The following is a 23415-nucleotide window of genomic DNA, read 5'->3' as shown; positions in this document are numbered from 1 at the left end:
AATTACATAAATTTTATTACTTGTTCTAATAGTTTAATTGCATAAACATTGTTGCCTAATTAATTATATAATGCATTTTTTTATGTGACTCATAATTCTTGATAATCGATTTTCCCAAGAAAATTGACGGGCAAAACAAATTTGCTCTGAATAACCATTCACTCTTCGGGGATAGGTTTCTAGGGTATATTGAAGGCAATGAGCGAATTGATTGGGATTATCAGGTTCACACCAGCCAGCAATAATATTTGCCTCTTTGAATTCCATTAATGGAGGGATCTCTGTTGCTAAAATAGGAGTTCCAGACGCTAAGTACTCAAAGAATTTGAGGGGTGAGGTAAACGTTGCGGCTTCGCCCGAACAGTGAGGATGAGCTAAGATATCGGCAGCTTGCAGTAAACTAGGTAAATGTTCGTGCTGAATGTAACCCAAGAACGTAACATTATCCGCTTGCTTTTCCCTAGCTAGTTGGCGATAGGCTTGTACCTGCGATTCATCTCCTCCGGCAAAGGCAAATTGAATCTGGGGTAATTTTTTAGCAACATCAATTAGCAGATCAACCCCTTTAAATCGATACAATCCTCCTGAATATACTACCAAGTTTTCTCGTCCCTCGGCTAGCAACCTTTGTCGCCATTCTTTAGCCTTGTCAGGTTGTCGAACTAGAAATGATTGATTAAAGCTAAGATGAAGCTTGAGTATTTTCTCTGGTGGCATTCCCTTTTGAATCATTTTCTCGCGCACAGGATCGGCAACTGTGACCGCTACTTGAAAGAGAGGATTTTGAACAATGTCTTGATCATATTTATGGTTCGGATAGTGTTCTCGCTCGTAAATAACTGGAATACCCGATTGAATAGCTGCTTTCACCAAATTCCAATCTAAAGTATGCAAAATTTTAGTATGAGGAAAAATATGAATAGGAAAATAGTACTTGCAAACTATCGTACTGGGGTGAGTCCACTTTCCTCCAATTCGACCAATGGGCCACGGCATAGCGAGGGGAATAACTTTAAGTTTATTGTGAATATTGTAATATTTAACGATTTTTTCCTCTGGCTGGCTTAGGCGAAATGGATAAATCCAGTCAATGGGATTAAGGGATTGCTGTGGTTTCTGAAGATAGACTAAGACAGCGGGATAACCTAGGTTTGCTGCTGCATTAGCCGTATTCACATCATGAACTATATGAGCTTCTGGTTTAGGCAAGACATTTCTCGTGAAAAAAATATAATATTTATTCATCGGATTGTTATATTTTTTAAAGATTTTGAAGAGGATAACGCCTATTTTTTTGCCATTTTAGCACTATTTTCAAATAATTCAATAGTATTGAGAATATTGATAGCTGAACTATACGATTCTTCTAGTAATTCATTCTCCTCTTCTGGAGTATCTACTAAGTCATCCGCTAACAACCGGATGGAACCGAGCATGGAATTGAGCATGGTTCGGACTTCGTGAGAGGCTTTCATTAAAGCAGGATTTGTGGTGGGCGTACCTTGAGGATGTTCAGCAAATTGCATCTGATACAACCGTGCATAATATCCTCCTTTGCGTAAAAGTTCCTCGTGTTTCCCGACTTCCATCACACACCCTTTCTCTAAAACCGCAATTTGATCGGCGTTTTGCACAGTGGAAAGGCGGTGAGCAATAACCAGAGTTGTGCGATCGCGACTCAATTCCTCCAGCGCTTCTTGCACCAAACGCTCAGTAAGTGTATCCAAAGCACTCGTGGCTTCGTCCAGAATCAAGATATCCGGATTTTGTAAAATAGCGCGAGCAATAGCAAGGCGCTGACGCTGTCCTCCTGATAATAACACCCCGCGATCGCCAATTATCGTATCAAACCCCCCAGAGAGTTTTTTAATAAATTTTAAGGCATTCGCCCGTCGCGCTGCTTCAATGACCTCTTTTCGAGAAGCATCCGGTCGAGCATAAGCAATATTATCGTGAACCGAGGTATTAAACAAAAACGTATCTTGGCTAACAATTCCCATATTATTACGGAGACTTTTGATATCAAACTCCCGTAAATCGATTCCATCTAGGGTAATACTACCCTCTGTGGGATCATAAAATCGTGGTAATAAATCCGCTAACGTTGACTTACCGGCACCCGTCGTTCCCACTAAGGCTAATGTGGTTCCACGAGGTAAGTATAAATCAACATCTTTTAACACTAATTCGTTCAGTTGAGTCGGATAGGCAAAGGATAGCTGATGGAAATGAATTCCTTTTTTTAAGGGATGATAAGGCTGAGAACCCGGCTGCATAAAGGGCTTATTATCATAACGCAAGAAGTCATGTGCTACTTCCACACTGGCTGAACTATTCGCTAAGGAACCCCTCGCTCTGTTTAATTGGGAAATTAACGGTAAGAGCCGTTGCAGTAAGATGAGAAAACTTAGTAATACCGCCGATAGAGCCTCGATCTGACTAGCAAAAAATATTCGCCCCATAAACACAATTGTCAGCAAACCGACAATGCTAGTCACTTCACCAACAGGTCCTATGGCTGCATTGTTTGCCTGGGATTGAAAATCTGCCTTTTCGCGATCGCGGATTAGCTGTTGGATTCGTTGATACTCTCTCTCATCATTACCGGTAGCTTTAACCAGTCGAATTCCGCTCAACGTTTCTAGCACGGCAATCGAATAAGCTTTTGACAGACTTGATAGCTGTTTGCCAAATGCTTTGGCACGACTAATTGAGTATTGATTGACTAACGCAACAATAGCAACTAAAACTGTTGAAGCTAATGTCAATTCCCAGGAAAGAGCCAGTAATAAGGCGAGAAATACTAGGGCATTCGTTACCGTCACCATCATATTCAGTATGGTGCTAACCTCCCCAGCAGCTCGACCAATTTCTGTCCCTAGGCGATTCACGAGATCACCGACTTTCATGCGAGAGTAAAAATCTATATCTACGTCGAGTAATAATTTCACGCCGGCTTCACGTAAATCACAGGTAATTCGGCGTCTCAACGAACTGGAGGCTAATGTACTGGCATAATTAGAAAGATTTTTTAATATAATTAGTCCCACAATAGCTCCCGCCATCGCTACCAGCCGATAATTTCCCGGCAGGTTATTAAAGGGAGACATAATTGCCTTAAGAATAGGAGGACCACTTTTTAAATCTAAATCTATCCCTAAAAGATTTAAAACGATCGGAGCGATTAGGGCTGTACCCACACCGTTAAATAATCCACCCGATAATCCTAAGAGAACCGTTATCGCCACTCTAGTTGGATATCGCCTAATAACTTTTGATAATAAATTGGAAGCCATAGAGTCTTATTTGTTTAGTATGGTCAATACTTAAAACTATAATTGACTAATCACTTCAGATAGTATATCTGCCATTTTATCTATACTGTAACACTCCATACACCTTTTTCTCGCTTCTTTTCCTCGCTCAATTGCTTCTTGGTAGTTTTGAAATATCCACCGAATTTTATCAGCAATTTGTTCAGGAGAACTGGCATCGACCAAATAACCCGTGTCTCCTAAAATTTCTGGAATGTCGCCAACGCGCGTCGATAAAATTGGTTTGCCCATTGCCATCGCATCAGTTAGTTTCAGCGGAAACTGGGCTTTAGCGGCTGGAGTATCTCGCTGAGGAACGACTACAATATGAGCTGCCGCAACGACTTCAGGCATTGCTGATACAGGTAATCTGGGTAGCTTAATAATCCAACGTCCCCATTTTTCCATCAGTTGATGATCATAATCATCGTATGGACTACCCCCAACAATGACAAGCCTTAAGTCGGACTCATTTAATTGATCCAGCGCCATTAAAACATCTTCTACCCCTTTATAAGGGCGTGGCGCTCCTGGAAACATGAGAACTCGATAGTCAGCCAGATCATATCGTTTTCTACTGGTTTCTGGATTATACTGACTGGGGTCAAACACTGTCGTATCTTTGCCCTGAGGTAGATATACACCACCAAACCGTTCTTGCATGAAATGGGTGTGGGTGGTAATCACATCAGCTTGGGAAACTAACCCTTCGGTCAACCTTAAATAAACAGGATGATTCGGATTTCTGAGAGCGCCTTCAGGTTTTAAAATATCTCTAGCGAATTGTTTTAAGCTAGGACGGTATGCCCAATCATCACCTCCATACCAACTTAATTCCCAATCGTCTATATCTAAGAGAACAGGACATCGGGTTTTAAACTTTTTAATAAGGGCAACCCCAAAACTTGTTGGTTTTAATTTGCTGGCATAAATAATATTGCCTTGAATATTCTTAATTAGAGTATTAATTGAAATAATGAATTTTGGATAATTATAAGCGGGAATTGTAATAATAGGAATTTCAGAAGGCGGAATATCTGAACTCTGCTCGTGGGGAACAAATCCTATAACTTCGACTTCATAATTGAGTTTTTTGAGAGCTTTATACAATAAAAAAGGTCGCACGGCACCGCCCCACCTGCCCGATCCACTGCTCGATAAGTCACTGACAACTAATGAAATCTTTCGCTTGGGTTTCAACACGTTGGTCTTTTTTAACTGATCCACTGTAGTCGTCCCATTTGCCGTTCATCCAAAACCCGATTAATATAACTACGTTCCTCTTCGGTAACTTTATAGTCAGAAAGCATCGTAGTCACCAACTGAAGATACTCCCAACGGCTCAATTGACCTGTATCGAGAATCCGATCAACAATTTGGGCGATCGCGGGACTAGAGGGGCGTTGAACAGTTCCTGCCATAGGCGGTTAGTCTTTTTTAGCGGTGACCTAGATTTTCGACTACGATAGCCTAGTTAACCGAGGTTTGTCATCTCAAGCTGAGTGAGCGGTAGTAGAGATAGGATGAAGGTTAAAGGCTATGCGAGTATTTCCATTCTAATCTAATGCCTATTGACACGATTTGCCATTGAGGTGGTTTATCTGTCAAATAGGCAAAATGATTGATAGCAGACTTTTCTGAGGAAGAACGATTCAATATGCAAGTCCATCGACTACCAGCCCTTTCAGATAACTATATCTTTTTGCTGCATGAACCCAAACAGAATATTGCTGCTGTGGTTGATCCAGCCGAGGCTCAACCTGTATTACAGCATCTGGAAAAACTGGGTGCTGAGTTAGTAACAATTTTTAACACTCATCATCATTGGGATCATGTGGGTGGAAATCAAGAGTTAATTCAGCGGTATCCTGATGTCTGTGTCTATGGGGGAACCCAAGATCGGGGCAGAATTCCGGGACAACAGGTATTTTTACAAGAGGGAGACGAGGTTCAGTTTAGCGATCGCACGGCTGAGATATTTTTCGTTCCCGGTCATACTAGCGGGCATATTGCCTACTATTTTCCCCCTGTCACCAGCGATGAAGTCGGTGAATTATTCTGTGGTGACACCATATTTGCCGGAGGATGTGGCAGACTTTTTGAAGGGACACCCAAGCAAATGGTTGATTCCTTGAGTAAGCTGCGAAGGTTACCGGACAACACCCGTGTCTGGTGCGCCCATGAATATACCCTAAAGAATCTTAAATTTGCCCAAACCGTTGATCCCAACAACCCAGACTTGCAAAGCCGCTATACTGACGTTGAAGCGGCTCGTCGTCGAAAAGAGGCAACAGTCCCCTCCCTACTGGGCGTCGAAAAACTGACGAATCCTTTTTTGCGCTGGGAACAACCGACACTCCAAGAAGCCGTTAAGAGTACAGAACCCGTGCAAACCTTTGCCCGATTGCGGGGAATGAAGGATAAGTTTTAACGTGGGGAGACAGGGGAGCAGGGGAAGCAATGTAGAGACGCGCCATGGCGCGTCTGGGAGCAGGGGAAGCGCAGCGCTGTAACTCAAAACCATGTCCTAGAACGAAGTGAAGGAGAAGTGAAGGTCAAAACTCCTCTCTTTGTGAGTTGCACTCGGATAGCAAATTTTCGTATGATTGAAATTCTGAGTGAGCATCAGTATCTAAGTTAAATAGCCCGTACCCAAAAAAGACAATGGCAAAACGTGTACAGTTAGTTTTAAATCAAGACGTTAGAAAGCTAGGCAAATCCGGCGAACTGGTGGACGTCGCTCCTGGCTATGCTCGTAATTATTTAATTCCCCATGGGATTGGAACCTTAGCCACTGCTGGTATTCTCAAGCAAGTTGAGCGGCGCAAAGAACAAGAGCGACAACGTTTACTCGAAGAAAAGCAGCAAGCTGAAGCCCGTAAGACAGCACTAGAAACTATAGGTCGCTTTACCATCCGCAAGCAAGTGGGTGAACAAGAGGCAATCTTTGGTACGGTTACGGCAGCTGATGTAGCAGAAGCCATTCAAGAAACCACAAACCAAGAGGTAGATCGTCGGGGAATCACGCTTCCCGATATCAGCAAGCTCGGTTTCTACAAGGCACAAGTCAAACTGCATCCAGAAGTTACGGCGGTTATAGAAATTCACGTTGCTCCGATGTAGCATTGAGAAACATGCTGTGGTACGTCTCTACTCCGGATGTAGGAGCGGGTTTTACTGATAACGGTTTGGCTACTGTCCCGATAACTTAACCAAACCCCCCCTTCCAGGGGAACAAGGAAAGAGGAAATTAAATTAGAGTTACCTGCAAGTAGTATGAACCTTACAGCCCCAGCTCCCCTGATCCCCTACCCTCTGGTTGTACTCGCTATCTCTGGCGATGGCTTCAAACTTTAACCTTTCAATCATCCCTAGCTCTGTACCGCCTCAAAACATCGAGGCGGAGGAGTCTATTTTGGGTGGGATCATGCTTGATCCTGAAGCAATGAGTCGAGTGGTAGATTTATTATCTCCAGAAGCCTTCTACGTTAGCGCTCACCAAGAAATCTATCGATCTGCCTTCATTCTGCACCATGAAGGGAAGCCAACGGATTTCATGAGCGTTACCTCTTGGTTGTATGACCATAAATTATTAGACAAGGTGGGGGGTCAGAGCAAGATAGCGCAGTTAATTGAACGCACGGTGTCAGCCGTGAATATTGACCGCTACGCGGCGTTGGTGATGGATAAGTACCTGCGCCGTCAACTCATCCAATCGGGAAATGAGATTGTTCAATTGGGTTATGAGACACCGATGGCGTTGGACTTTGTTCTTGAACAAGCGGAACAGAAAATTTTCAATTTGACTCAGGTGCGTCCACAACAAGGGTTAGTGCCAATCTCTGAGACATTAATTCAAGCCTTTCAGGAAATCGAAACGCTTCATGAAGGACTTGCCTTACCCGGTATACCCTCTAATTTCTATGACTTGGATGCGTTAACGGGTGGGTTTGGGCGTTCTGATTTAATTATTGTGGCGGGAAGGCCCTCAATGGGTAAAACTAGCTTTGCGTTGGCGATGGCTCGCAATATTGCTAACAGATTTCCTGTCGCAATTTTTAGTTTAGAAATGTCCAAGGCGCAATTAGTCCAGCGGCTTTTATCCAGCGAGGCGGGCATTGAAAGTAACTATTTGCGAACGGGGCGAATTACTCAAAATCAATGGGAACCTCTCTCCCATGCGCTGGGAACGCTATCAGAATTACCCATTTATATCGAGGATACGCCTAACCCCACCGTTATGCAGATGCGATCAAATCTGCGGCGTCTCCAGGCAGAACAAGGGGGAACGCTGGGATTGGTATTGATCGATTACTTGCAGTTAATGGAAGGGAGTGGTAGTGACAATCGAGTCCAAGAACTGTCTCGGATTACCCGTTCTCTCAAAGGATTAGCCCGCGAACTGAATACTCCTGTGATTGCCTTATCTCAGCTTAGTCGAGGGGTAGAGGCGCGGACGAATAAGCGACCGATGATGTCCGATTTAAGAGAGTCGGGTTCGATTGAGCAAGATGCGGATTTAGTGATTATGTTGTACCGGGATGAGTATTACCATCCGGACACGCCAGATCAAGGGATCACGGAAGTGATTATTACAAAACATCGCAATGGTCCAACTGGTGTCGTGAAGTTGATTTTCGACCCTCAGTATACTCGCTTCCGCAATCTTGCCAATCCCAATCAGTGATTATTTAGTCATTCGTCATTCGTCATTCGTCATTCGTCTTATGTCTCGCCAGCCGCCTTGGGTTTAAACCCAAGGACCAACGCTTAAGTCAGAATTAAGCTGACTGGGAGAGGCTAGACAAGTTTTAACTAATTTTTAGTAATTCCACATCAAAAATTAGAGTCGCGTTGGGCGGAATCACGCCACCTGCACCACGGGAACCATACCCCAATTCCGGGGGAATGATCAGCCGACGACGTCCGCCCACTTTCATCGTGGCAACGCCTTCATCCCAGCCTTTAATCACCCGTCCTACACCGAGTTTAAAGGAAAACGGACGGTTGCGATCGCGGGAACTATCAAACTTGGTGCCATCCTCCAGGGTTCCGGTATAGTGAACCACAACGGTTTGACCTTTTTGGGGTTGTGCGCCTTCACCTTCTTTGAGTTCGATATATTTCAAACCCGATGGTGTGGTTACAACCTCCTGCTCGGTGTTCTGTTCCTCAGTTGAATCCGTACTCATAGCAATTGATTGATTTTCAGGGATTGGTTTAGCCTGGGTAACTTGGGTTAGGGGTTGAGGTTGGGTGGGGTTGAGTTCGTCGGCTGTTGCACTCCCACGGCTGAGTTGAGTCACGACCAACAACAATCCACAGGCAACAATAACACCTAAGCTGATTAGAATATCTCTCAAAATCTATCCTCCTATTCAATGTTTGATTAACGCCACAGCTTATTTTCTAGATCCCGCACTTGACGTTCCAACCTATCAATGCGCCCCCGCAATTCATCCACTTCCGTTTGCCGAGGCACACCTAACTCCTGCAACAGATGCCGTAGCTGTCGTTCCATGTTGACTTCAAAGTTACCTTGTTCCGATTTGATCTGCTGCACCATATCATCAACGAATCCTTGGGCTTGCTCTGGATTAATTTTTCCATCTTTTACCCATTCATCGCTAACTTCTCGTAGTTTGTCTGCAACCATTGACGTTGTGCCTACACCAACCATCAATAACTGCTTCAGCCAATCTCTATTATCCATACGCTGTTCCTGTAACTCGGTGCTAACCCCAGGATAGGGGAAGGGAGGTTGATTCCAACCCCCAGTTCCATTTTGTGCTATCTTGCCCACAACTGCTGCCGTATTTACCCGCCCTAAAGCGAGAAGCAGGGGCAGAAAAACAACTATCTTTGACTTGACTTGGTATGATTCAACCGTTTGCACAGTAACCGATCAAGCATTTTATATGGTAATTGAGTATCTTAAAATTAGAGTCTCGCCCGAACTTCGGGAAACCTTTATTCAGAAAGATGCCGAAATCTGGACATCGATGCTGGCTCGCTGTCCGGGATTTATCAGCAAAGAAGTCTGGATTGAGCCAGAAACACCCACCGAAGTCATCCTGATCATTCGTTGGACAAGCCGTGAACAGTGGAAAGCTATTCCACAAGAGCAGTTGGAGGGAACCCAAAAGCAGTTCGAGCAGGAGTTTGGCAAAGATTATCAGATGATTCAGGCGAGTGAATATCAAGTGAGAAAATTCCCCCAAACACCCAGCTAACGTTAGACCTGATGCCCAATTGTCCCCGTTGCCATCAATCTATCAGTAATCGAGAAATTACTTGTCCTCATTGTGGCATGATTCTCAAAGCCTACGGTCATCCGGGTATTACCTTACACCGAGCCGTGGAACAGGAGTATTTGTGTCAAACCTGTCTCTATCATGTTGATGATACTTGTACGTTTCCTCAACGTCCTTATGCTAAGGAATGTACCCTTTACACGGATAAAGACCAGTCTCCGCTCGAACCTGAGTCGATTTATCTGCCGCGTCGTACTCTCTTACAAGCGGCAAAATTGTGGTGTCAGCGTCACCCAGCCGTAGTCGGGTTACTGGGATTGCTTGCCGTCAGTGTCCTGTTTACGTTACTCTCTAACTCCTGATCCGGAATATCCGATTCTTGTCCCATCCGAATCGTCATGTTTATTCGCCCGTTGTGCCAATTGAAATCGGTGCAAAATTAGGTCACCGTCGCTGCTGTCTCGTCCGTCTCTGTTGTTTGTAAGTTGTCTTCTGTTGTCAGTAAGTGGTCTTCTGAAGGCTGCTCAATTGATTGGTCTTTTTCGGTACACACATCCAAATTAAACCAGAAGGTTGTACCAATTCCCACTTCACTAACTAAATAAACTCGGCTGTGATGTTTTTCAACAATATTGCGGACAATAGAAAGACCTAAACCTGTTCCTTCTAGGGTATGAACTCGATTCTCGACGCGGAAAAAGCGATCAAAAATGTTTTCTTGATCCTCCCAATCAATCCCAATACCTGTATCAGAAATTTCCACCCGAACTTGGGGAATTTCATCCGGATGATTGGGATTGGGATTGGGTTCTAGGGGATAGGCGCGAATCACTACTCGTCCACCGGATTCTGTGAATTTCAGTGCGTTGCCTACTAAGTTATCAAAGACTTGCAGCAATAAGTCATAATGCCCTAACACGGGAGGCAATTTAGGCGAAATTTCCTGTACCAGTTCAATCCCTTTATCCCGGGCATTAAGCTGGTAGGTGCGGAGAGTTTGCTCCACGGGTCCTGCAATATCTACGGGTTCAAAGTGATAAATGCGGCAAGATGTCTCCAATCTGGACAAATCTAAAACATCATTAACCAGACGAGTTAAACGGTCCGTTTCTCGATTCGCCGTTTCCAGAAATTCTTGCCGTTCTACCTCGCTCAAGTCTTCGCCGTATTCGTGTAGGGTTTCGATGAATGATTTGATGTTAAATAACGGCGTTCTCAGTTCGTGAGAAACATTGCTAATGAACTGACTCTTTGCCTCATTCAGTTCAACCTCACGGGTAATATCCTGCACCGTCATCGCAATACCTTTAATACTCTCGCGGTATTGGTCAAACACCCGCGTCAGCAGAATCCGAACAGTACGCAGTGTGGGTTCAGTCAGGGTAATACGGAACTCCTCTCCTTCCCGTTCCGCCGTCGTTTCGCCGCCAGCAATTTGATACAGGGGTCGCGTCAGTTCTAGGGTGACGGCTGTCGGTAGATGATGCAGCACGTTTTCACCAACCAGGGTATGACCATCCCAGCCAAAAATACGCCGTGCGGTTGGGTTGACCAAAATCACGTTCAATGTGGTATCGAGCAATACAGCACCATCTGCGATCGTAGATACCAAGGTTTCCAGTTTGGCTTTTTCTGCGGTCAATTCCTCAATATTTTGTTCTTCATAACGCTCTAAGCGTTCTGCCATTTCGTTGAAGCTGGAAATCAGTTCTCCCAGTTCTCCACCCAGGGGTAAGTCAATGCGCTGCTTGAAGTTCCCTGCGGCAATATTTTTCACACCCGTGAGCAACTCTTTAATTGGTTGGGTAATCGTCAACGCATTAAATACAGCGCCCAGAATTACCATCACCCAAATTGAGATAAACACAGCAATGGTGACATCTCTAGTTAAATTCGAGGAGGCGACAACCGTGGGATTGGGGTTAATGCCAATCGCTAAAACGCCGAGATAGTTCCCTTCATGGGTGAGCGGGACAAAAACATCCGTAACTTCTCCGTCTGGGGTGACATGCTGCCGAACCATCGGTAGGTCGGAGTTTTTGGCGTAGTCTTCGGGAAGCTGAATCCGGCGTCGAATGGAGAGAGAATTGTGGACTTCCGATTCAGAAAAGGGGATGCCGAAGAAAATTCTGCCATCCTCATCCGCGTAAATCATATAGCGCACACTAGAGGTACTGCTATAAAAACGGTGAGAAAAGCGAGCGACTTCGGTGAGATTGTTTTCGGCAATCTGAGGGGCGACATTCGCCGCCAGCAGTAGACCCAAATCCCGACCAAAACGAGTGTCGTTCACTCGGGCGTCTTGTTGAATCGTGTTGACTGCCCAAAAGGTCAAGCCACTCATAATCAGGGAGACGGCTAAGGTTGCCGCCGCCATTAATCGGGTCTGGAGAGTAAACTCCGACCACCATCGTCCCAGTATCTCTCGGAAGGTTTTCAGCAAAGCCAGTAAAATTAGTCGATCAGCATTAAACGGAATTACCTTAATTTATCGTGAAGTACCCCAACTTGCTTACGCGCTACGCGCACGCTTTTCGCTCGCTCTTATTTGGGGCTTCACAACTTCCCCAACTAGCAAGCAATCCCCAACTAGCAAGCAAGGACGGTCTTATTCGTCTTCGGGGTTTCCCGTCTCATCCGCCGATGCCTCCACACCCAAAGGTATATTGGTCTTACAAGGGCGTCCACAGGCAGCCGCCCGTCTTCCACAGGCAGTAATTCTGTTTTGCCGCTTGGTTTTCGCGGATTGATTATAGTTGGAGTTCCAACCAATGCTTCTAGCTTATCAGGCTTTTGTTTGGCTTTCCATCCCCACGCCCATTGACGGATGGGGATTTTAGCCGAATTCGTTAAATTCTCGCAAAAATTCAGGCATTGAGCAAGGAGATGGGTATGGGGTGAGGGGAAGATGAGGGAGATGGGGAAGATGAGGGCGCAATTTCCTCATCAACAAAGTACAAATGACACAAAGGACAAATGACAAATTAGGTCTGAATGACACGATGACCGATATCTTTACGATAATACATGCCCTCAAACTCAATACAGTCTATCGCCCGATAGGTGGCTGCGATCGCACTCTCTAAGGTTTCACCCGTTGCTGTCACCGCTAAGACTCGCCCGCCATCAGTTAGCATCTGTTCCTGCTTAAACTGAGTTCCGGCACAAAACACAGTAGCCCCGCTTTCCTGGGCTTGTTCAATCCCGCTAATAGCATGACCCTTCTGATACGCCTCTGGATATCCTTGAGCCGCCGCCACCACACAAGCCGCCGCCCCAGGATGCCAGCTAATTGGGGGCAATTCTGCCAGTTTCCGACCGGTACACGCCAAGAGTAATTCGTGCAGGGGCGTTTCCAACAACGGTAAAATCGCTTGAGTTTCTGGGTCACCAAAGCGACAATTAAACTCCAGAACCGTGGGATCACCTTGAGGCGTAATCATTAATCCGGCGTAGAGAACACCGCGATAGTCAATTCCTCTTTCCTGTAACGCCTTAACTGTGGGTTGGAGAATGTCTTGTTCAATCCGTGCCATCAAGCTAGGATTCACCAAGGGAGAGGGAGCAAACGCGCCCATTCCTCCCGTATTCAAACCCGTATCGCCTTCACCAATCCGTTTATGATCTTGAGCGGGTAATAAGGGACGAATTGTGATGCCATCGGTTAGTGCTAAGACGGAAACTTCTTGACCCGTGACACATTCTTCGATGACCACAGCATTAAACTTATTCTTAAACAAGAACTCAACCGCCGCCACCGCTTCTTCAATGGTTTGAGCCACTGTGACACCTTTTCCGGCTGCTAAACCATCTGCCTTGACGACAATTGGGGCATCTTGCTCTTTCAGATAGGCGATCGCTTCATCCTTGTCGGCAAACATAGCAAACCCAGGAGTGGGAACGCCAGCCGACTGCATCAAGGTTTTTGCCCAAGCCTTACTCGATTCAATTTGGGCACCTGCTTGAGTGGGACCAAAAACCACCAAGTTTTGACGACGTAGGTAGTCCGTAATCCCCAACGCTAGAGGGAGTTCCGGACCCACAACCACTAACGAAATATTATGAACTAAAGCAAACCGAGCAATTCCGGCAAAATCATCCACTCGTAAAGACAGATTCTGACACTGTGGATTTGTCGCTGTACCCCCATTGCCAGGAACACAGATTACTTGTTTAATGCGTTGAGATTGCAACATTTTCCAGGCGAGGGCGTGTTCGCGTCCCCCATTGCCAACCACCAAAATCTTCACGTTAGCCTCGCGCTCCCGAAGAAATGAACGTTAAAGTAGACACTGCTATAAAGCAGGGGGTACATCGGCTTGCGCTGTACCTATGAGTGTGTGAGTTGAGCAAATGTTCTCCATTATGCCATGGGATGTCCCCTGATGAGGTGTAGGGGAGATGAGGAAGATGGGGGAGCTGGGGGAGCTGGGGGAGCTGGGGGAAGCTGGGGAAGCGGGGGAAGCTGGGGAAGCGGGGGGAGCGGGGGAAGACGGTGAATAAGCTGTTGGGCATTTAAACCTTAATGTCAATAAGGGTACAAGCCTTGTAGTGCGTTTAGCGAAGCCATGCCGCAGGCTTTGCATCTTGCTCGCTACTAATACCCAATTTAAATACATAACAGCTTATGACGAATGACAAATGACGAATAACTATCCTTTTTGCTGTTGATAGCGCTGTTTAAATTCTTTCTGTCGCTTTTTGTGATCCACGATGGGTTCAGGATAGCCACAACTCGAACATTCATCTGAGGAAATTTTACCCGTCACCAAGTCTTTAGTATCCAGTGAACTCAACTCCGGTAACCATTGACGAATATACTCCCCATCCGGGTCATATTTTTGTGCCTGACTTGCTGGATTAAAAATTCGCAAGGGTTTCGGGTCCATTCCACTGGACGCACTCCATTGCCAGCCACCATTATTTGCCGCTAAGTCACCGTCATATAATTTTTGCATGAAATACGTTTCACCCCATTGCCAATTAATAATTAGGTCTTTCGTTAAAAAGCTGGCAACAATCATCCGACAACGGTTATGCATCCATCCTGTTTGATTTAATTGGCGCATGGCAGCATCAACAATCGGATAACCTGTTCTGCCTTCACACCAGGCTTGAAACAGGGTTTGATTATTGTCCCAGGGGAAATTTTCAAAGGTATCGCGATAGGGTCCGGAGGCTAATTCAGGAAAGAAATAAAGGGCGTGTTGATAGAATTCTCGCCAAGCTAATTCCTGTTGCCAGGTTTGAATACCATCACGAGTTTCATCGCTACGGCTACGTTCTATCGCTGTTTGTGTCGCTTGCCAAACTGTGCGAATTCCGATCGCCCCAAATTTGAGGGCGGCGCTGAGTCGGGATGTACCATCAATGGCGGGGAGATTGCGTTGGTGTTGGTAGTCGTCAATGGCGCGATCGCAAAATTCCTCTAGTCTCTGTTTGGCGGCTTTTTCTCCCGGTTCCAGCATCAGTGAATTGTCCCAGGTAAACCCTAATTCTTTAGCGGTAGGTAACTCCATTACGCCAACTTTCTTAACCACATCCTGTTCTGTTTCGGTAAGTCCTTCCCCATTTTTTAAGGATTCAGCGGGGGCGGCTTTGGCTTGGTCTTTCCAGTTTTTCCAGAATGGGGTATAAACTTTGTAAGGATTGCCGGAATTGGTGCGAATTTCTCCGGGGGCATGTAAGAGTTGATCCCAGAATGATTCAACCGCAATTCCTTTTTCTTCTAGGGCATCTTGTACCGTGCGATCGCGCGTTCGGGCATAGGGTTCCACATCCCGATTCCAGACTACCGCTTTGGCGTTGAGAGTGTCAGCTAGGGTGGGAATTCCTTGACTAGGGTTTTGATGCAGGATTAACAATTGACTCCCCGCTTCAGCGTAGCGTTGTTGTAACTCCTGCAAGCAGCCCATCATGTACGTGACTCGTGCTGGGGCGATATCATCGCGTTCTAAGATATCTGGGTCAAGACAAAAGACTCCTATCACCTTCTGGCTTTTTTGACAAGCCGCAGCCAGACCAATATTATCAGAAATTCGTAAATCACGGCGATGCCAGAAGAGAATCAGATCAGTCATGAATGATGAGTTTTGAATTGGTAGGGGTGGGTTTAGCCTTTCTGGTTTCGCTGTTGATTATAACGTTTATTCAAAACCCGCCCTCCAAAGTAATCAATCAAGTACATTCAAATGGACTCCAATTCTTATCCAGTCAGCTAAAGCTGACTTTCGCTGTTAGTCTTGTTGAAACCCAAGGCGTTTTAACGCTTGTGGGTCAGTGTTAGGATAAAGTAAACGTCTTACAGGTAGTGTGGTTTCAAATGATTCAAATCCTACCAAAATCACTAACATTTGACGAGTTTGTTGCTGAATACGGAGATCATCCTCGCTATCAACTAATTGATGGAGAATTAGTTGACATGGAGCCAACAGGTTCGCATGAACAGGTAACGGGCTTTATTAACATGCAGTTGAACCTAGCCATCGCTCATCTTAAGCAACCCTACTTTATCCCGATGCGATGTCTGATTAAACCCTAAGGCTAGTGTGTTAGATTAGCCGTAATCCATGAATTTCGCTAGTCGTATTTATATCAACGCCAGGAAACCCAACAAAATAGGGCTAAAGCCCTGACTACGAACCCAATCATCAAGCACCAAATTAAGATAATATCTTTTCCGTTCAGTAGAGACGTTGCATGCAACGTCTCTACAATGTTTGCCACACAACCCTATTTTTCAACATAACCAATAGCTCCCCTCTCCCCCGGTGGGAGAGGGGCTGGGGGTGAGGGGGTTGTTGCTTAAGTTGACACGTATGACTGACGTGCGCCCCTATGGTTTTCCGGATATCTTCAACAACAATTAACCAACTATTGCTGCAAAAACGGACGCGCTAGGTAAAAGCTACAAATCGATTTAGCATCAACCGCATCCCCCCCATGAATCGCTTTTTCTAATTGTTCCGGTGTCATCAATACCGTTTCTAAATCTTCATCCGCATCCAATCCTGGCGGTGTCTCCAATTTCTCTAAATCTTGTGCCAGAAATGCGTAAATATATTCATCAGAATACCCGGGTGCTAAGGGAAAAGTCCCCAAAGATTGCCAACGGTGCGCCCGATATCCGATTTCTTCTTGGATTTCCCGTTGGATTGTGGTTTCGGGATCTTCCAAGGGTTCCACTGTACCCGCCGGAAACTCTAATAACCGCCGTTGTACCGTAAACCGATATTGACGCACAAGTACCAGTTTCCCATCTCGGGTAACAGGAACCGCTAGCGCCCCACCAGGGTGACGAACGCATTCCCAGTCGCCTTTAGCTTGGTTGGGAAGACGCAGGTGATTAACTTCAAAGTTAAATTTGCGTCCCTGATAAACAAAGCGTTGTCTGAGTAGTTGAGGGGGTTCTTTACCTTGAGGCATGTCTAACTATACGGGGTGAACTCCAGAACAGTCTACCCTTTGTACGAGATGTGCGATCGCACATCCGGATGTTGGTTCGATCCAGTCGGGGGCAATTTCGGCTAAAGGAACCAGGACAAAGGCTCGTTCACTCATCCGGGGGTGGGGGATTTTTAGGGTAGGAGTGTTTATTATTAAATTATCGAATAATAAGATATCTAAGTCTAGGGTTCTCGGTCCCCAACTTTCTCCCCGTTCTCGCCCGAACTGTTTTTCGATGCTGAGAAGGGTTTGTAATAAATCGTGGGGGGTTAGCTGTATCTCTAGAATCACACAACCATTGAGATAATCTGGCTGCGGTGGACCAACGGGGGCGGTTCGATACCAGCTAGATTGAGATGTGACCGTGATACCGGGAGTTTTCGCTAACATGACTATAGCCGCCTCTAGGATGGCACGGGAATCCCCCAAATTGCTGCCTAGTGCGATCGCAGATGGTTGAGAGTGTAACACGATACGCCCCTGCTGTTAAGTTTATAGATTACCAGAGAATCGACAAAATTTTTGCCGCGATCGGATAAATTAATGCACGAAGAACAAATCCTCGGTCTTTGGTTAGCGGGTCCCAAGGGAACCGTTTATTCCCTAGCAATGAGTCCCGATGGCAAAACTTTAATTAGTGGTGGCGGTGATACAATTGTGCGCGTCTGGGATTTAAGCAATGGAGAGGAACTCTCCTGTTTTAGAGGTCATTCTGACTGGGTGCATGGAGTAGCCATTAGTCCAGATGGTCAAACTTTGGTGAGTGGGAGTTTTGATCGCACATTGAAAGGGTGGAACCTGAAAAATGGGGAGGAATTATACACCCTAGAAGGTCATTCGGATCGAATATATTGTGTAACGATTAGTCCTGACGGACAACGAATTTATAGCGGTAGCCAGGATACTACGATTAAAGTTTGGGGAATAAAATAAGGAATGCGAAAGATAGGCAAAATGAGGGTAGTCTAGATGTAGCAGATTAAATCTGGAATATCTAGTCAGGGCGGGTTTTGAGGCAAGGTTATCATTAATAACGAAACTTCCTAAACCCCTCCCTACAGACGTACATTAAAACTATGTATTTGAGCCAAGCAAATGCTATAGCAATCCTAAATAGGATGCAACAAGTGAACGGTTTGAAACCCAGGTATAGCAAGGGTTCCAGTTTTGAAAATTGCCACAACCTAAATAGGATTGCTATATTGCCTAATCACCAATCACCAATGATAGTAATTGCTAGTATTGCTGCCCAAAAAACACTCACAATGACGGGGAAGGTCTGCGATGACGATCTTGATTCTGATCCAGATTCTGTTTCCCCTCGTGTTGATTGGGTGGTTGGCTTTTTTGCAGCCCCGCAATCTGCTGGGGATGGGGGTTCAAGCTCTGGTGACGGCGATTGCCCTGGTTGCGATCGCCCGGATGGGTATCTGGGTCTTTCCGCCCTGGTGGACACCCTATCTCTATGGGGTACTGTTTTTGCTGGCGTTGGGGCTGGGGGTGACGAAGCATCAGCCAAAGCATCGGATGCCCTTAAGCTGGCCGGGGTGGGTGATGGTGGTGGGCTGCGTGGCCTTTGGTGTGTATGTTGGCAATGAGGCGGTTCGCAGTTGGGCGGGGCCGTTTCCTGCGGCTGCATCTGCTGTTGACCTCACCTTTCCGCTGCGGGGTGGCCATTTTCTGATCGTCAATGGCGGTAGTAATATTCGCATTAATGCCCACCTGAAAACTTTGGATAAGTCAGTGCCGCGTTTTCAAGCCTATCGGGGCCAAAGTTACGGCACCGATATCATTCAGGTGAATCGGTGGGGGCTGCGATCGCGCGGCATCAGCCCTAAGCAGCCTGGGGCGTACTTGATCTACGGCGCGCCGGTGTTCGCTCCCTGTGCAGGCCAGGTGGTGCAGGCGATCGATGGCCTCCCAGATATGATCATCCCAGAGACTGATCAGGTCAACCGGGCTGGAAATCATGTGATTTTGCGGTGCGGCGAGGCCGAGGTCATCCTGGCCCATTTTCGCCCCCAGAGTCTGTTGGTGCAGTCGGGCATGGCCGTTGCCGTCGGGGATGCCATTGCCGAGGTCGGCAACTCTGGAGCCAGCACCGAACCCCACCTTCATATTCATGCCCAGCGACCGGGATCTTTAGCCATTCCTCTGTCCGGCGACCCCTTGCCGGTACGCTTTGATGGCCGTTTTCTCATTCGCGGCGATCGCGTAACCACGCCACCTCCGGAGAATGCTGGTGTTTTCAGATAGAGGATCGGGGTATTACCATTCTTCCGGACTTATTACGGCGATGCCTGGTGGTTGACCCCGACGATCGCCATCTCTAATTCTCAATTAAGGAAACCGATCCAGAAAAACTCATGGTTTACCTACCTTTGATTAGCATATTTTTATTGGTTGGCCCGGCGATCGCCACAATCGCATTTTTCCGACGGCTTTCGACCCGTTGGCACTTGTTTTTGTTGAGCCTCTGCATCTTCTACGGAATTTCTCCATTGCTCCTGACTTGGGGCGCATTTGGTTTGGCTAAACGCTTCGGTTGCTCGGCAGAGGCGATCCGCTTTCGCTGTCCTTCCCCAGTTTGGTTGGGAGACGTTATTTCTGGGCTGGCGATGGCGCACTGGCTGGCAATTTTTGCCATTCCATCAGCGATTTTAGGCGCGATCGGGCTGCTGATTTCCGGAATTTTACAACATCGGCGCTCCCAAGATACAGGCAGCACTTCAGGCGAAATCCCTGCTGTTTTTTACCGGAGTCGCCGCCACAAAGTCATTGCAGGCGTCTGTTCAGCCCTCGCTCAACAATGGCACCAGTCCCTTTCACTGCTCCGGGTTGTCACTGTTGTTTTAGCGATCGTCATCCCTGGATTTATTTTTCTGTACTTGTGGTTTTGGTTGGCGTTCCCAATCGAGCCGAGATTACAGCAACAGCAATTTTACGTCAAAGAAGATGGTGGAAAATGAGAAAATACCCCGTTGCTTGGTTCTATATCTTGGCCTTTGGTATTTCATGGATTGGCATGATATCAGCCGCCTTAGGCTCGCATGGTATTGCCCCCTTTGACCGCCCCTACGTCCAGCTTCTTACCATCTTTTATGCTGTTGGCCCTGCCCTTTCGGCTTTGATTGTGTCACAAGTGGCCGATGGGAAGACAGGGGTAAAAGAATTGGATAAGGGGCTTATTAAATGGCGGGTTGGTCTAGTCTGGTACATCGTAGCGCTGCTGGGGCCTGTTGTTCTTCTCATTACGGCACAAGTTGTCACAAAATTACTTAGATTACCCGTAACAATCGCAGTACCACAAAGCAATTTATCTTTTTTTGCTTTCGTGATTAATTTCTTAGCAACTACCTGTGAAGAAATTGGGTGGCGTGGCTTCGCATTGCCACGATTGCAGAAACAATATAATGCCTTAACTGCCACCCTCATAGTGGGCATGTTGTGGGGTTTATGGCATTTGCCGCTTATCTTTTTGGTAGGCCAACCGATGTCCGAGTTTCCTTTCCTCTGGTTCATCATAATCGTGACCAATGCTTTTATCTATACCTGGATTTATAACAGTACTAAAGGCAGTATCTTGCTTGTGGCGCTTTTTCATGGTGCTCTAAACATAGCTCCAAACATATTTAGCGCATTTATACCTGGGGTATCCCCTATCGTGGATGCTCTCGTCAATTGTGTGGTGGTCATCATCCTGATTGCAGTGTTTGGGAAAACGAATCTCTCGCACCGCAAACGGGTTTATGTTGACTAATAATGGGGCAATGACACATCACAGTAAATTAGGCTTTAATCCGCGCCTTTTGGCATTCTTTGCCTTGACATTTGCCTGGTCTTGGGCCTGCTGGCTGCTGTCTTCGGTGGTCAGACCTCCGTTGCCTGCTGTTGGGAGCATGTTGATTATCGCGGGGGGTTTTGGCCCCGGCATCGCAGCAATCGCGGTAGTGAGGTATTCCAGTGGACAGGAAGGGCTGCATCGTTGGCTCAGGCGATCGCTGCAATGGCGAGTGGGTTGGCGTTGGCTGGCTCTCTCGTTTTTTTTGCCTCTGGCAGTCGTGGGACTGGCCGCCGCTGGGCACATCGCCTTGGGCGGCACGATCGCCCCGTCTCCTGCATCCGGGCATGTACTTTTAGCCGTGGTGAACTTTGGCCTGATACTGGTGCTGGGCGGCCCACTGGGCGAGGAATTTGGCTGGCGGGGTTATGCCTTGCCTGTTTTGCAAGAGCGCTATAGCTGGCGCGTGGCTAGCCTTTTCTTGGGTGGGGTGTGGGGCATCTGGCATCTGCCGCTGTTTTATATGGCCGACACGACGCAAAGCCACCTCCCCTTTGGCCTATTTATGATGAGTACGGTGGCCCTGTCGGTGCTGTTTGCGTGGCTGTTCAACCACACTCAGGGCAGTGTGTTGCCCGCCCTCGTGCTGCATACTGCGGTCAATGCTTGGGGGTGGGTCATACCGGTCATGGTGATGCCGGATGGGAGTAATCTACGACCCTATGGGCTGGCAGTGGGATTGCTGGTGGCGATCGCCCTAGGTCTATTGTGCGATAAGAAACTCCATCTGTCCCTGCGATCGCGCTGAAGTCAAAATCAGGTTCAGCCATGTTTCATGTTGGCGGGGGGGCGATAGCGGTTTGGGAAACGCCTCAATCAACTCTGGGCGCTGGATTATTTGCCACACCAGGAGTGGTAGGATTAGCGGTGGGTGGTGGGTTAGGATTAGCAGAATATGAAGGGACAGCGTTAACTAACAGGCCGTAAATATCTAGACAATTAGTGACATAACTGGTCAGTGTCTAAGTTATAATCAGTAAATGTTTAGTTTAACTCCCCAAGAAGCAGCTACTCGACTTTGTGTGACGGTCTTGCACGTTGCACCGATGGCAACTCAACGGCTCTCATTCGATCTTCTCGGACGGCTGGCGGTCCGGAGTCGATATGATATTGTTGACTTAATTGACAATAAATCGGGTAACGAATCGGGTAACGAATTAACCGTTGGCGTAGCCGCGAGTATCTAGTCAGAACTGAGGGAGGTAGCCAAAAAGCTATGACGACGATAACTTATTGCAAAGGCTTGCCAACTCCCGCCGATGAACTTAACCCCATCGGTTTCACCGACTTGGAGATGTTTTTAACGTCATTGTCTGATATATTCTATCAAGCAACAGTTGAAACCGTTAACCATTTATTAAATAAAGAAATAAAATTCAATCAATCCAGTTGGAATAGTCTTATGCAAGAGAAATACGGACTCAGTAAGCGTTATGCTAACGGAGTAATTGCATTAGCCAGAGGAAAAACCTCCTCAGCCAAAGAATGTAGAAAGCGCCAGATAAAGCAATTAGAATCACGAGTTAAGTCAGCGAAAGATTGGGTAGCCAGAGCCACTAAGAAAATTAAGTTGGCTCGGAAGTTCTATGGAAAAACGAACTGGCAATCCTCCAAAAATGGCTGTAATTTCCCCTTATCGTCAAACCTCAAGACGAGAAAAACTAACTGGCATCATTTGCGTCAAGGTTTGCATCACAAAAAGCGATATATCCACCGACTTCACAATCAAATTAAACATCTGAAATCAGCGAAAATTAGAGTAAAGGTATCCAGAGGGTCAGTATTTATTGTTGGCTCCAAGGATGAAAGTTATGGGAATCAAACTTGTCAATGGTCTGGAGATACTCTCAAGTTGAGAGTCCCCAATTGTCTGGAAGCAAAATTTGGGAAATATGTCACATCAAAAATAGGCAGCTTCTCCCGTCATATTAATAGATTACCCAATAGTGGTGCGAAAACATGGCACTTCTATAGAAAGGATAATCGCTGGGTGGTCGCTGTTCAATTCACACCCGCATCGGTAGAGAAAGTTAGTCGAGAAATTAAGTATGGTGCCTTGGGTATCGATCTAAATCCTAGTTCTATCGGTTGGGCTTATGTTGATGGTCAAGGAAATTTAAGAGCGCAGGGAACTCTTCCTTTTCAGACGGGTTTGCCCACAGGTAAACAAGATGCTCAACTTGTCGATGTTTGTTTGAAATTGGCAGCTTTAGCCAGGAGTTTCGCTTGCCCGGTTCTGTGTGAAAACTTAGATTTTTCGAGAAAAAAAGCTCAACTTAGAGAGCGAACAAAAAAATATGCTCGAATGCTTTCTGCCTGGGCATACAGTCGTTTTTATCAAATTTTGTCATCGATTTTATCCAATCGAGGAATAGCTATAAAGTTATGCAATCCAGCTTACACAAGTTTGATTGGATTGGTTAAATATAGTCGGATGTATGGACTATCATCTGATGTGGCAGCTGCCCTAGCAATTGCCAGAAGAGGCATGAATTTGAGTGAGAGATTGCCGCGCTCTGTGTCCGCCTATCTCGGAGTGAATCCGAGAAAGCACGTATGG

Annotated in this window: 24 protein-coding genes and 1 pseudogene; 14 read left to right on the top strand and 11 right to left on the bottom strand. The window is 46.4% G+C overall.

What is annotated here, in order from left to right:
• Positions 1–63 precede the first annotated feature (63 nt).
• Genes RH949_RS03350 through RH949_RS03335 form a run of 4 tightly spaced genes read right to left on the bottom strand, consistent with a single transcriptional unit; the run spans position 64 to position 4735 of the window.
• On the bottom strand, positions 64–1245 hold the full coding sequence (locus RH949_RS03350) for a glycosyltransferase (RefSeq protein WP_446351920.1): 1182 nt from the start codon (positions 1243–1245) through the stop codon (positions 64–66).
• Between the two features lie 41 nt (positions 1246–1286).
• Positions 1287–3296 carry an ABC transporter ATP-binding protein gene (locus RH949_RS03345; RefSeq protein ID WP_446351919.1) on the bottom strand — a complete coding sequence of 670 codons (2010 nt, stop codon included), beginning with the start codon at positions 3294–3296 and terminating at the stop codon, positions 1287–1289.
• Positions 3297–3332: 36 nt separating this feature from the next.
• Positions 3333–4541 (bottom strand): glycosyltransferase family 4 protein, encoded by a 1209-nt coding sequence (locus RH949_RS03340; protein ID WP_446351918.1) that lies wholly within the window; start codon positions 4539–4541, stop codon positions 3333–3335.
• Positions 4529–4735: a hypothetical protein gene (locus RH949_RS03335; RefSeq protein ID WP_006103233.1), complete on the bottom strand. Its 207-nt coding sequence runs from the start codon at positions 4733–4735 to the stop codon at positions 4529–4531. Before RH949_RS03335 ends, RH949_RS03340 begins: the two co-directional genes overlap by 13 nt.
• A gap of 236 nt (positions 4736–4971) precedes the next feature.
• Between RH949_RS03335 and gloB the strand changes: the two genes are divergently transcribed.
• From gloB to dnaB, 3 genes are all read left to right on the top strand, one after another.
• The gene (gloB, locus tag RH949_RS03330; protein WP_006103268.1) at positions 4972–5745 is read left to right on the top strand and encodes a hydroxyacylglutathione hydrolase; all 774 of its coding nucleotides are present in this window, start codon (positions 4972–4974) and stop codon (positions 5743–5745) included.
• 233 nt (positions 5746–5978) lie between these two features.
• Entirely contained in the window at positions 5979–6437 is a 459-nt protein-coding gene (gene rplI / locus RH949_RS03325) for a 50S ribosomal protein L9 (protein ID WP_006103244.1), read from the top strand.
• A 217-nt stretch (positions 6438–6654) separates the two neighbouring features.
• The gene (gene dnaB / locus RH949_RS03320) at positions 6655–8001 is read left to right on the top strand and encodes a replicative DNA helicase (RefSeq protein ID WP_446351917.1); all 1347 of its coding nucleotides are present in this window, start codon (positions 6655–6657) and stop codon (positions 7999–8001) included.
• Between the two features lie 124 nt (positions 8002–8125).
• On the opposite strand, the gene RH949_RS03315 is transcribed toward dnaB, so the two are convergent.
• Complete coding sequence (locus RH949_RS03315; protein WP_006103150.1) at positions 8126–8677, bottom strand: FKBP-type peptidyl-prolyl cis-trans isomerase; 552 nt, start codon at positions 8675–8677, stop codon at positions 8126–8128.
• A 26-nt stretch (positions 8678–8703) separates the two neighbouring features.
• Positions 8704–9027 carry a phasin family protein gene (locus RH949_RS03310; protein WP_044209078.1) on the bottom strand — a complete coding sequence of 108 codons (324 nt, stop codon included), beginning with the start codon at positions 9025–9027 and terminating at the stop codon, positions 8704–8706.
• A gap of 205 nt (positions 9028–9232) precedes the next feature.
• Here RH949_RS03310 and RH949_RS03305 point away from each other — a divergent pair, with 205 nt between their 5' ends.
• On the top strand, positions 9233–9547 hold the full coding sequence (locus tag RH949_RS03305) for a TIGR03792 family protein (RefSeq protein ID WP_044209004.1): 315 nt from the start codon (positions 9233–9235) through the stop codon (positions 9545–9547).
• Between the two features lie 11 nt (positions 9548–9558).
• A complete protein-coding gene (locus RH949_RS03300; RefSeq protein WP_006103298.1) occupies positions 9559–9930 on the top strand; it encodes a zinc ribbon domain-containing protein in 372 nt (123 codons plus the stop codon).
• Between the two features lie 77 nt (positions 9931–10007).
• Here the strand turns inward: RH949_RS03300 and nblS are convergent, their stop codons facing one another.
• The 3 genes from nblS to RH949_RS03285 form a co-directional block, all read right to left on the bottom strand.
• Positions 10008–11945 carry a two-component system sensor histidine kinase NblS gene (gene nblS, locus RH949_RS03295; RefSeq protein ID WP_446351930.1) on the bottom strand — a complete coding sequence of 646 codons (1938 nt, stop codon included), beginning with the start codon at positions 11943–11945 and terminating at the stop codon, positions 10008–10010.
• A gap of 607 nt (positions 11946–12552) precedes the next feature.
• Positions 12553–13818, bottom strand: a complete 1266-nt coding sequence (gene purD, locus RH949_RS03290) for a phosphoribosylamine--glycine ligase (protein WP_446351916.1) — start codon at positions 13816–13818, stop codon at positions 12553–12555.
• 402 nt (positions 13819–14220) lie between these two features.
• Positions 14221–15648, bottom strand: a complete 1428-nt coding sequence (locus tag RH949_RS03285) for an FAD-binding domain-containing protein (protein WP_006103311.1) — start codon at positions 15646–15648, stop codon at positions 14221–14223.
• Positions 15649–15890: 242 nt separating this feature from the next.
• Between RH949_RS03285 and RH949_RS03280 the strand changes: the two genes are divergently transcribed.
• Positions 15891–16109 carry a hypothetical protein gene (locus RH949_RS03280; RefSeq protein WP_446351915.1) on the top strand — a complete coding sequence of 73 codons (219 nt, stop codon included), beginning with the start codon at positions 15891–15893 and terminating at the stop codon, positions 16107–16109.
• 332 nt (positions 16110–16441) lie between these two features.
• Here the strand turns inward: RH949_RS03280 and RH949_RS03275 are convergent, their stop codons facing one another.
• Together RH949_RS03275 and folK are read right to left on the bottom strand one after the other, a co-directional pair.
• Positions 16442–16993 (bottom strand): NUDIX hydrolase, encoded by a 552-nt coding sequence (locus RH949_RS03275; protein WP_446351914.1) that lies wholly within the window; start codon positions 16991–16993, stop codon positions 16442–16444.
• 6 nt (positions 16994–16999) lie between these two features.
• Positions 17000–17485: a 2-amino-4-hydroxy-6-hydroxymethyldihydropteridine diphosphokinase gene (folK, locus tag RH949_RS03270; protein ID WP_446351913.1), complete on the bottom strand. Its 486-nt coding sequence runs from the start codon at positions 17483–17485 to the stop codon at positions 17000–17002.
• Between the two features lie 72 nt (positions 17486–17557).
• On the opposite strand from folK, the gene RH949_RS03265 reads away from it, so the two are divergent.
• From RH949_RS03265 to RH949_RS03230, 8 genes and pseudogenes are all read left to right on the top strand, one after another.
• Positions 17558–17947 (top strand): WD40 repeat domain-containing protein, encoded by a 390-nt coding sequence (locus RH949_RS03265; RefSeq protein WP_052307536.1) that lies wholly within the window; start codon positions 17558–17560, stop codon positions 17945–17947.
• A 351-nt stretch (positions 17948–18298) separates the two neighbouring features.
• Positions 18299–19270 carry a M23 family metallopeptidase gene (locus RH949_RS03260; protein WP_446351912.1) on the top strand — a complete coding sequence of 324 codons (972 nt, stop codon included), beginning with the start codon at positions 18299–18301 and terminating at the stop codon, positions 19268–19270.
• A 110-nt stretch (positions 19271–19380) separates the two neighbouring features.
• The gene (locus RH949_RS03255; RefSeq protein ID WP_446351911.1) at positions 19381–19983 is read left to right on the top strand and encodes a PspC domain-containing protein; all 603 of its coding nucleotides are present in this window, start codon (positions 19381–19383) and stop codon (positions 19981–19983) included.
• Entirely contained in the window at positions 19980–20774 is a 795-nt protein-coding gene (locus tag RH949_RS03250; RefSeq protein ID WP_446351910.1) for a CPBP family glutamic-type intramembrane protease, read from the top strand. Before RH949_RS03255 ends, RH949_RS03250 begins: the two co-directional genes overlap by 4 nt.
• A 10-nt stretch (positions 20775–20784) precedes the next feature.
• The gene (locus tag RH949_RS03245; protein WP_157453279.1) at positions 20785–21603 is read left to right on the top strand and encodes a CPBP family intramembrane glutamic endopeptidase; all 819 of its coding nucleotides are present in this window, start codon (positions 20785–20787) and stop codon (positions 21601–21603) included.
• A gap of 20 nt (positions 21604–21623) precedes the next feature.
• The gene (locus RH949_RS03240; RefSeq protein WP_446351909.1) at positions 21624–21782 is read left to right on the top strand and encodes a hypothetical protein; all 159 of its coding nucleotides are present in this window, start codon (positions 21624–21626) and stop codon (positions 21780–21782) included.
• Between the two features lie 53 nt (positions 21783–21835).
• Positions 21836–22030: pseudogene (locus tag RH949_RS03235) on the top strand (IS607 family transposase); the annotation flags it as partial.
• A 41-nt stretch (positions 22031–22071) separates the two neighbouring features.
• A partial coding sequence (locus RH949_RS03230; protein WP_446351908.1) for a hypothetical protein occupies positions 22072–23415 on the top strand: 1344 nt, incomplete at its 3' end.

Source organism: Coleofasciculus sp. A1-SPW-01 (assembly GCF_040217205.1).
In the GTDB taxonomy this organism is placed as follows: domain Bacteria; phylum Cyanobacteriota; class Cyanobacteriia; order Cyanobacteriales; family Coleofasciculaceae; genus Coleofasciculus; species Coleofasciculus chthonoplastes_A.
Note: the sequence above shows the minus strand (reverse complement) of the source record. Positions and strands in the feature narration are given on the sequence as shown.

Excerpts from the sequence above, each read along its gene's own strand:
- dnaB (WP_446351917.1), top strand. The coding sequence starts at position 6,655 with ATGGCTTCAAACTTTAACCTTTCAATCATCCCTAGCTCTGTACCGCCT.
- RH949_RS03240 (WP_446351909.1), top strand. The coding sequence starts at position 21,624 with ATGTTTCATGTTGGCGGGGGGGCGATAGCGGTTTGGGAAACGCCTCAA.
- RH949_RS03255 (WP_446351911.1), top strand. The coding sequence starts at position 19,381 with ATGGTTTACCTACCTTTGATTAGCATATTTTTATTGGTTGGCCCGGCG.
- RH949_RS03305 (WP_044209004.1), top strand. The coding sequence starts at position 9,233 with ATGGTAATTGAGTATCTTAAAATTAGAGTCTCGCCCGAACTTCGGGAA.
- RH949_RS03260 (WP_446351912.1), top strand. The coding sequence starts at position 18,299 with ATGACGATCTTGATTCTGATCCAGATTCTGTTTCCCCTCGTGTTGATT.
- RH949_RS03345 (WP_446351919.1), bottom strand. The coding sequence starts at position 3,296 with ATGGCTTCCAATTTATTATCAAAAGTTATTAGGCGATATCCAACTAGA.
- RH949_RS03280 (WP_446351915.1), top strand. The coding sequence starts at position 15,891 with ATGATTCAAATCCTACCAAAATCACTAACATTTGACGAGTTTGTTGCT.
- RH949_RS03245 (WP_157453279.1), top strand. The coding sequence starts at position 20,785 with ATGACACATCACAGTAAATTAGGCTTTAATCCGCGCCTTTTGGCATTC.
- RH949_RS03285 (WP_006103311.1), bottom strand. The coding sequence starts at position 15,648 with ATGACTGATCTGATTCTCTTCTGGCATCGCCGTGATTTACGAATTTCT.
- RH949_RS03250 (WP_446351910.1), top strand. The coding sequence starts at position 19,980 with ATGAGAAAATACCCCGTTGCTTGGTTCTATATCTTGGCCTTTGGTATT.
- gloB (WP_006103268.1), top strand. The coding sequence starts at position 4,972 with ATGCAAGTCCATCGACTACCAGCCCTTTCAGATAACTATATCTTTTTG.
- RH949_RS03310 (WP_044209078.1), bottom strand. The coding sequence starts at position 9,027 with ATGGATAATAGAGATTGGCTGAAGCAGTTATTGATGGTTGGTGTAGGC.
- nblS (WP_446351930.1), bottom strand. The coding sequence starts at position 11,945 with ATGGCGGCGGCAACCTTAGCCGTCTCCCTGATTATGAGTGGCTTGACC.
- RH949_RS03265 (WP_052307536.1), top strand. The coding sequence starts at position 17,558 with ATGCACGAAGAACAAATCCTCGGTCTTTGGTTAGCGGGTCCCAAGGGA.
- RH949_RS03300 (WP_006103298.1), top strand. The coding sequence starts at position 9,559 with ATGCCCAATTGTCCCCGTTGCCATCAATCTATCAGTAATCGAGAAATT.
- RH949_RS03275 (WP_446351914.1), bottom strand. The coding sequence starts at position 16,993 with ATGCCTCAAGGTAAAGAACCCCCTCAACTACTCAGACAACGCTTTGTT.
- RH949_RS03350 (WP_446351920.1), bottom strand. The coding sequence starts at position 1,245 with ATGAATAAATATTATATTTTTTTCACGAGAAATGTCTTGCCTAAACCA.
- RH949_RS03335 (WP_006103233.1), bottom strand. The coding sequence starts at position 4,735 with ATGGCAGGAACTGTTCAACGCCCCTCTAGTCCCGCGATCGCCCAAATT.
- rplI (WP_006103244.1), top strand. The coding sequence starts at position 5,979 with ATGGCAAAACGTGTACAGTTAGTTTTAAATCAAGACGTTAGAAAGCTA.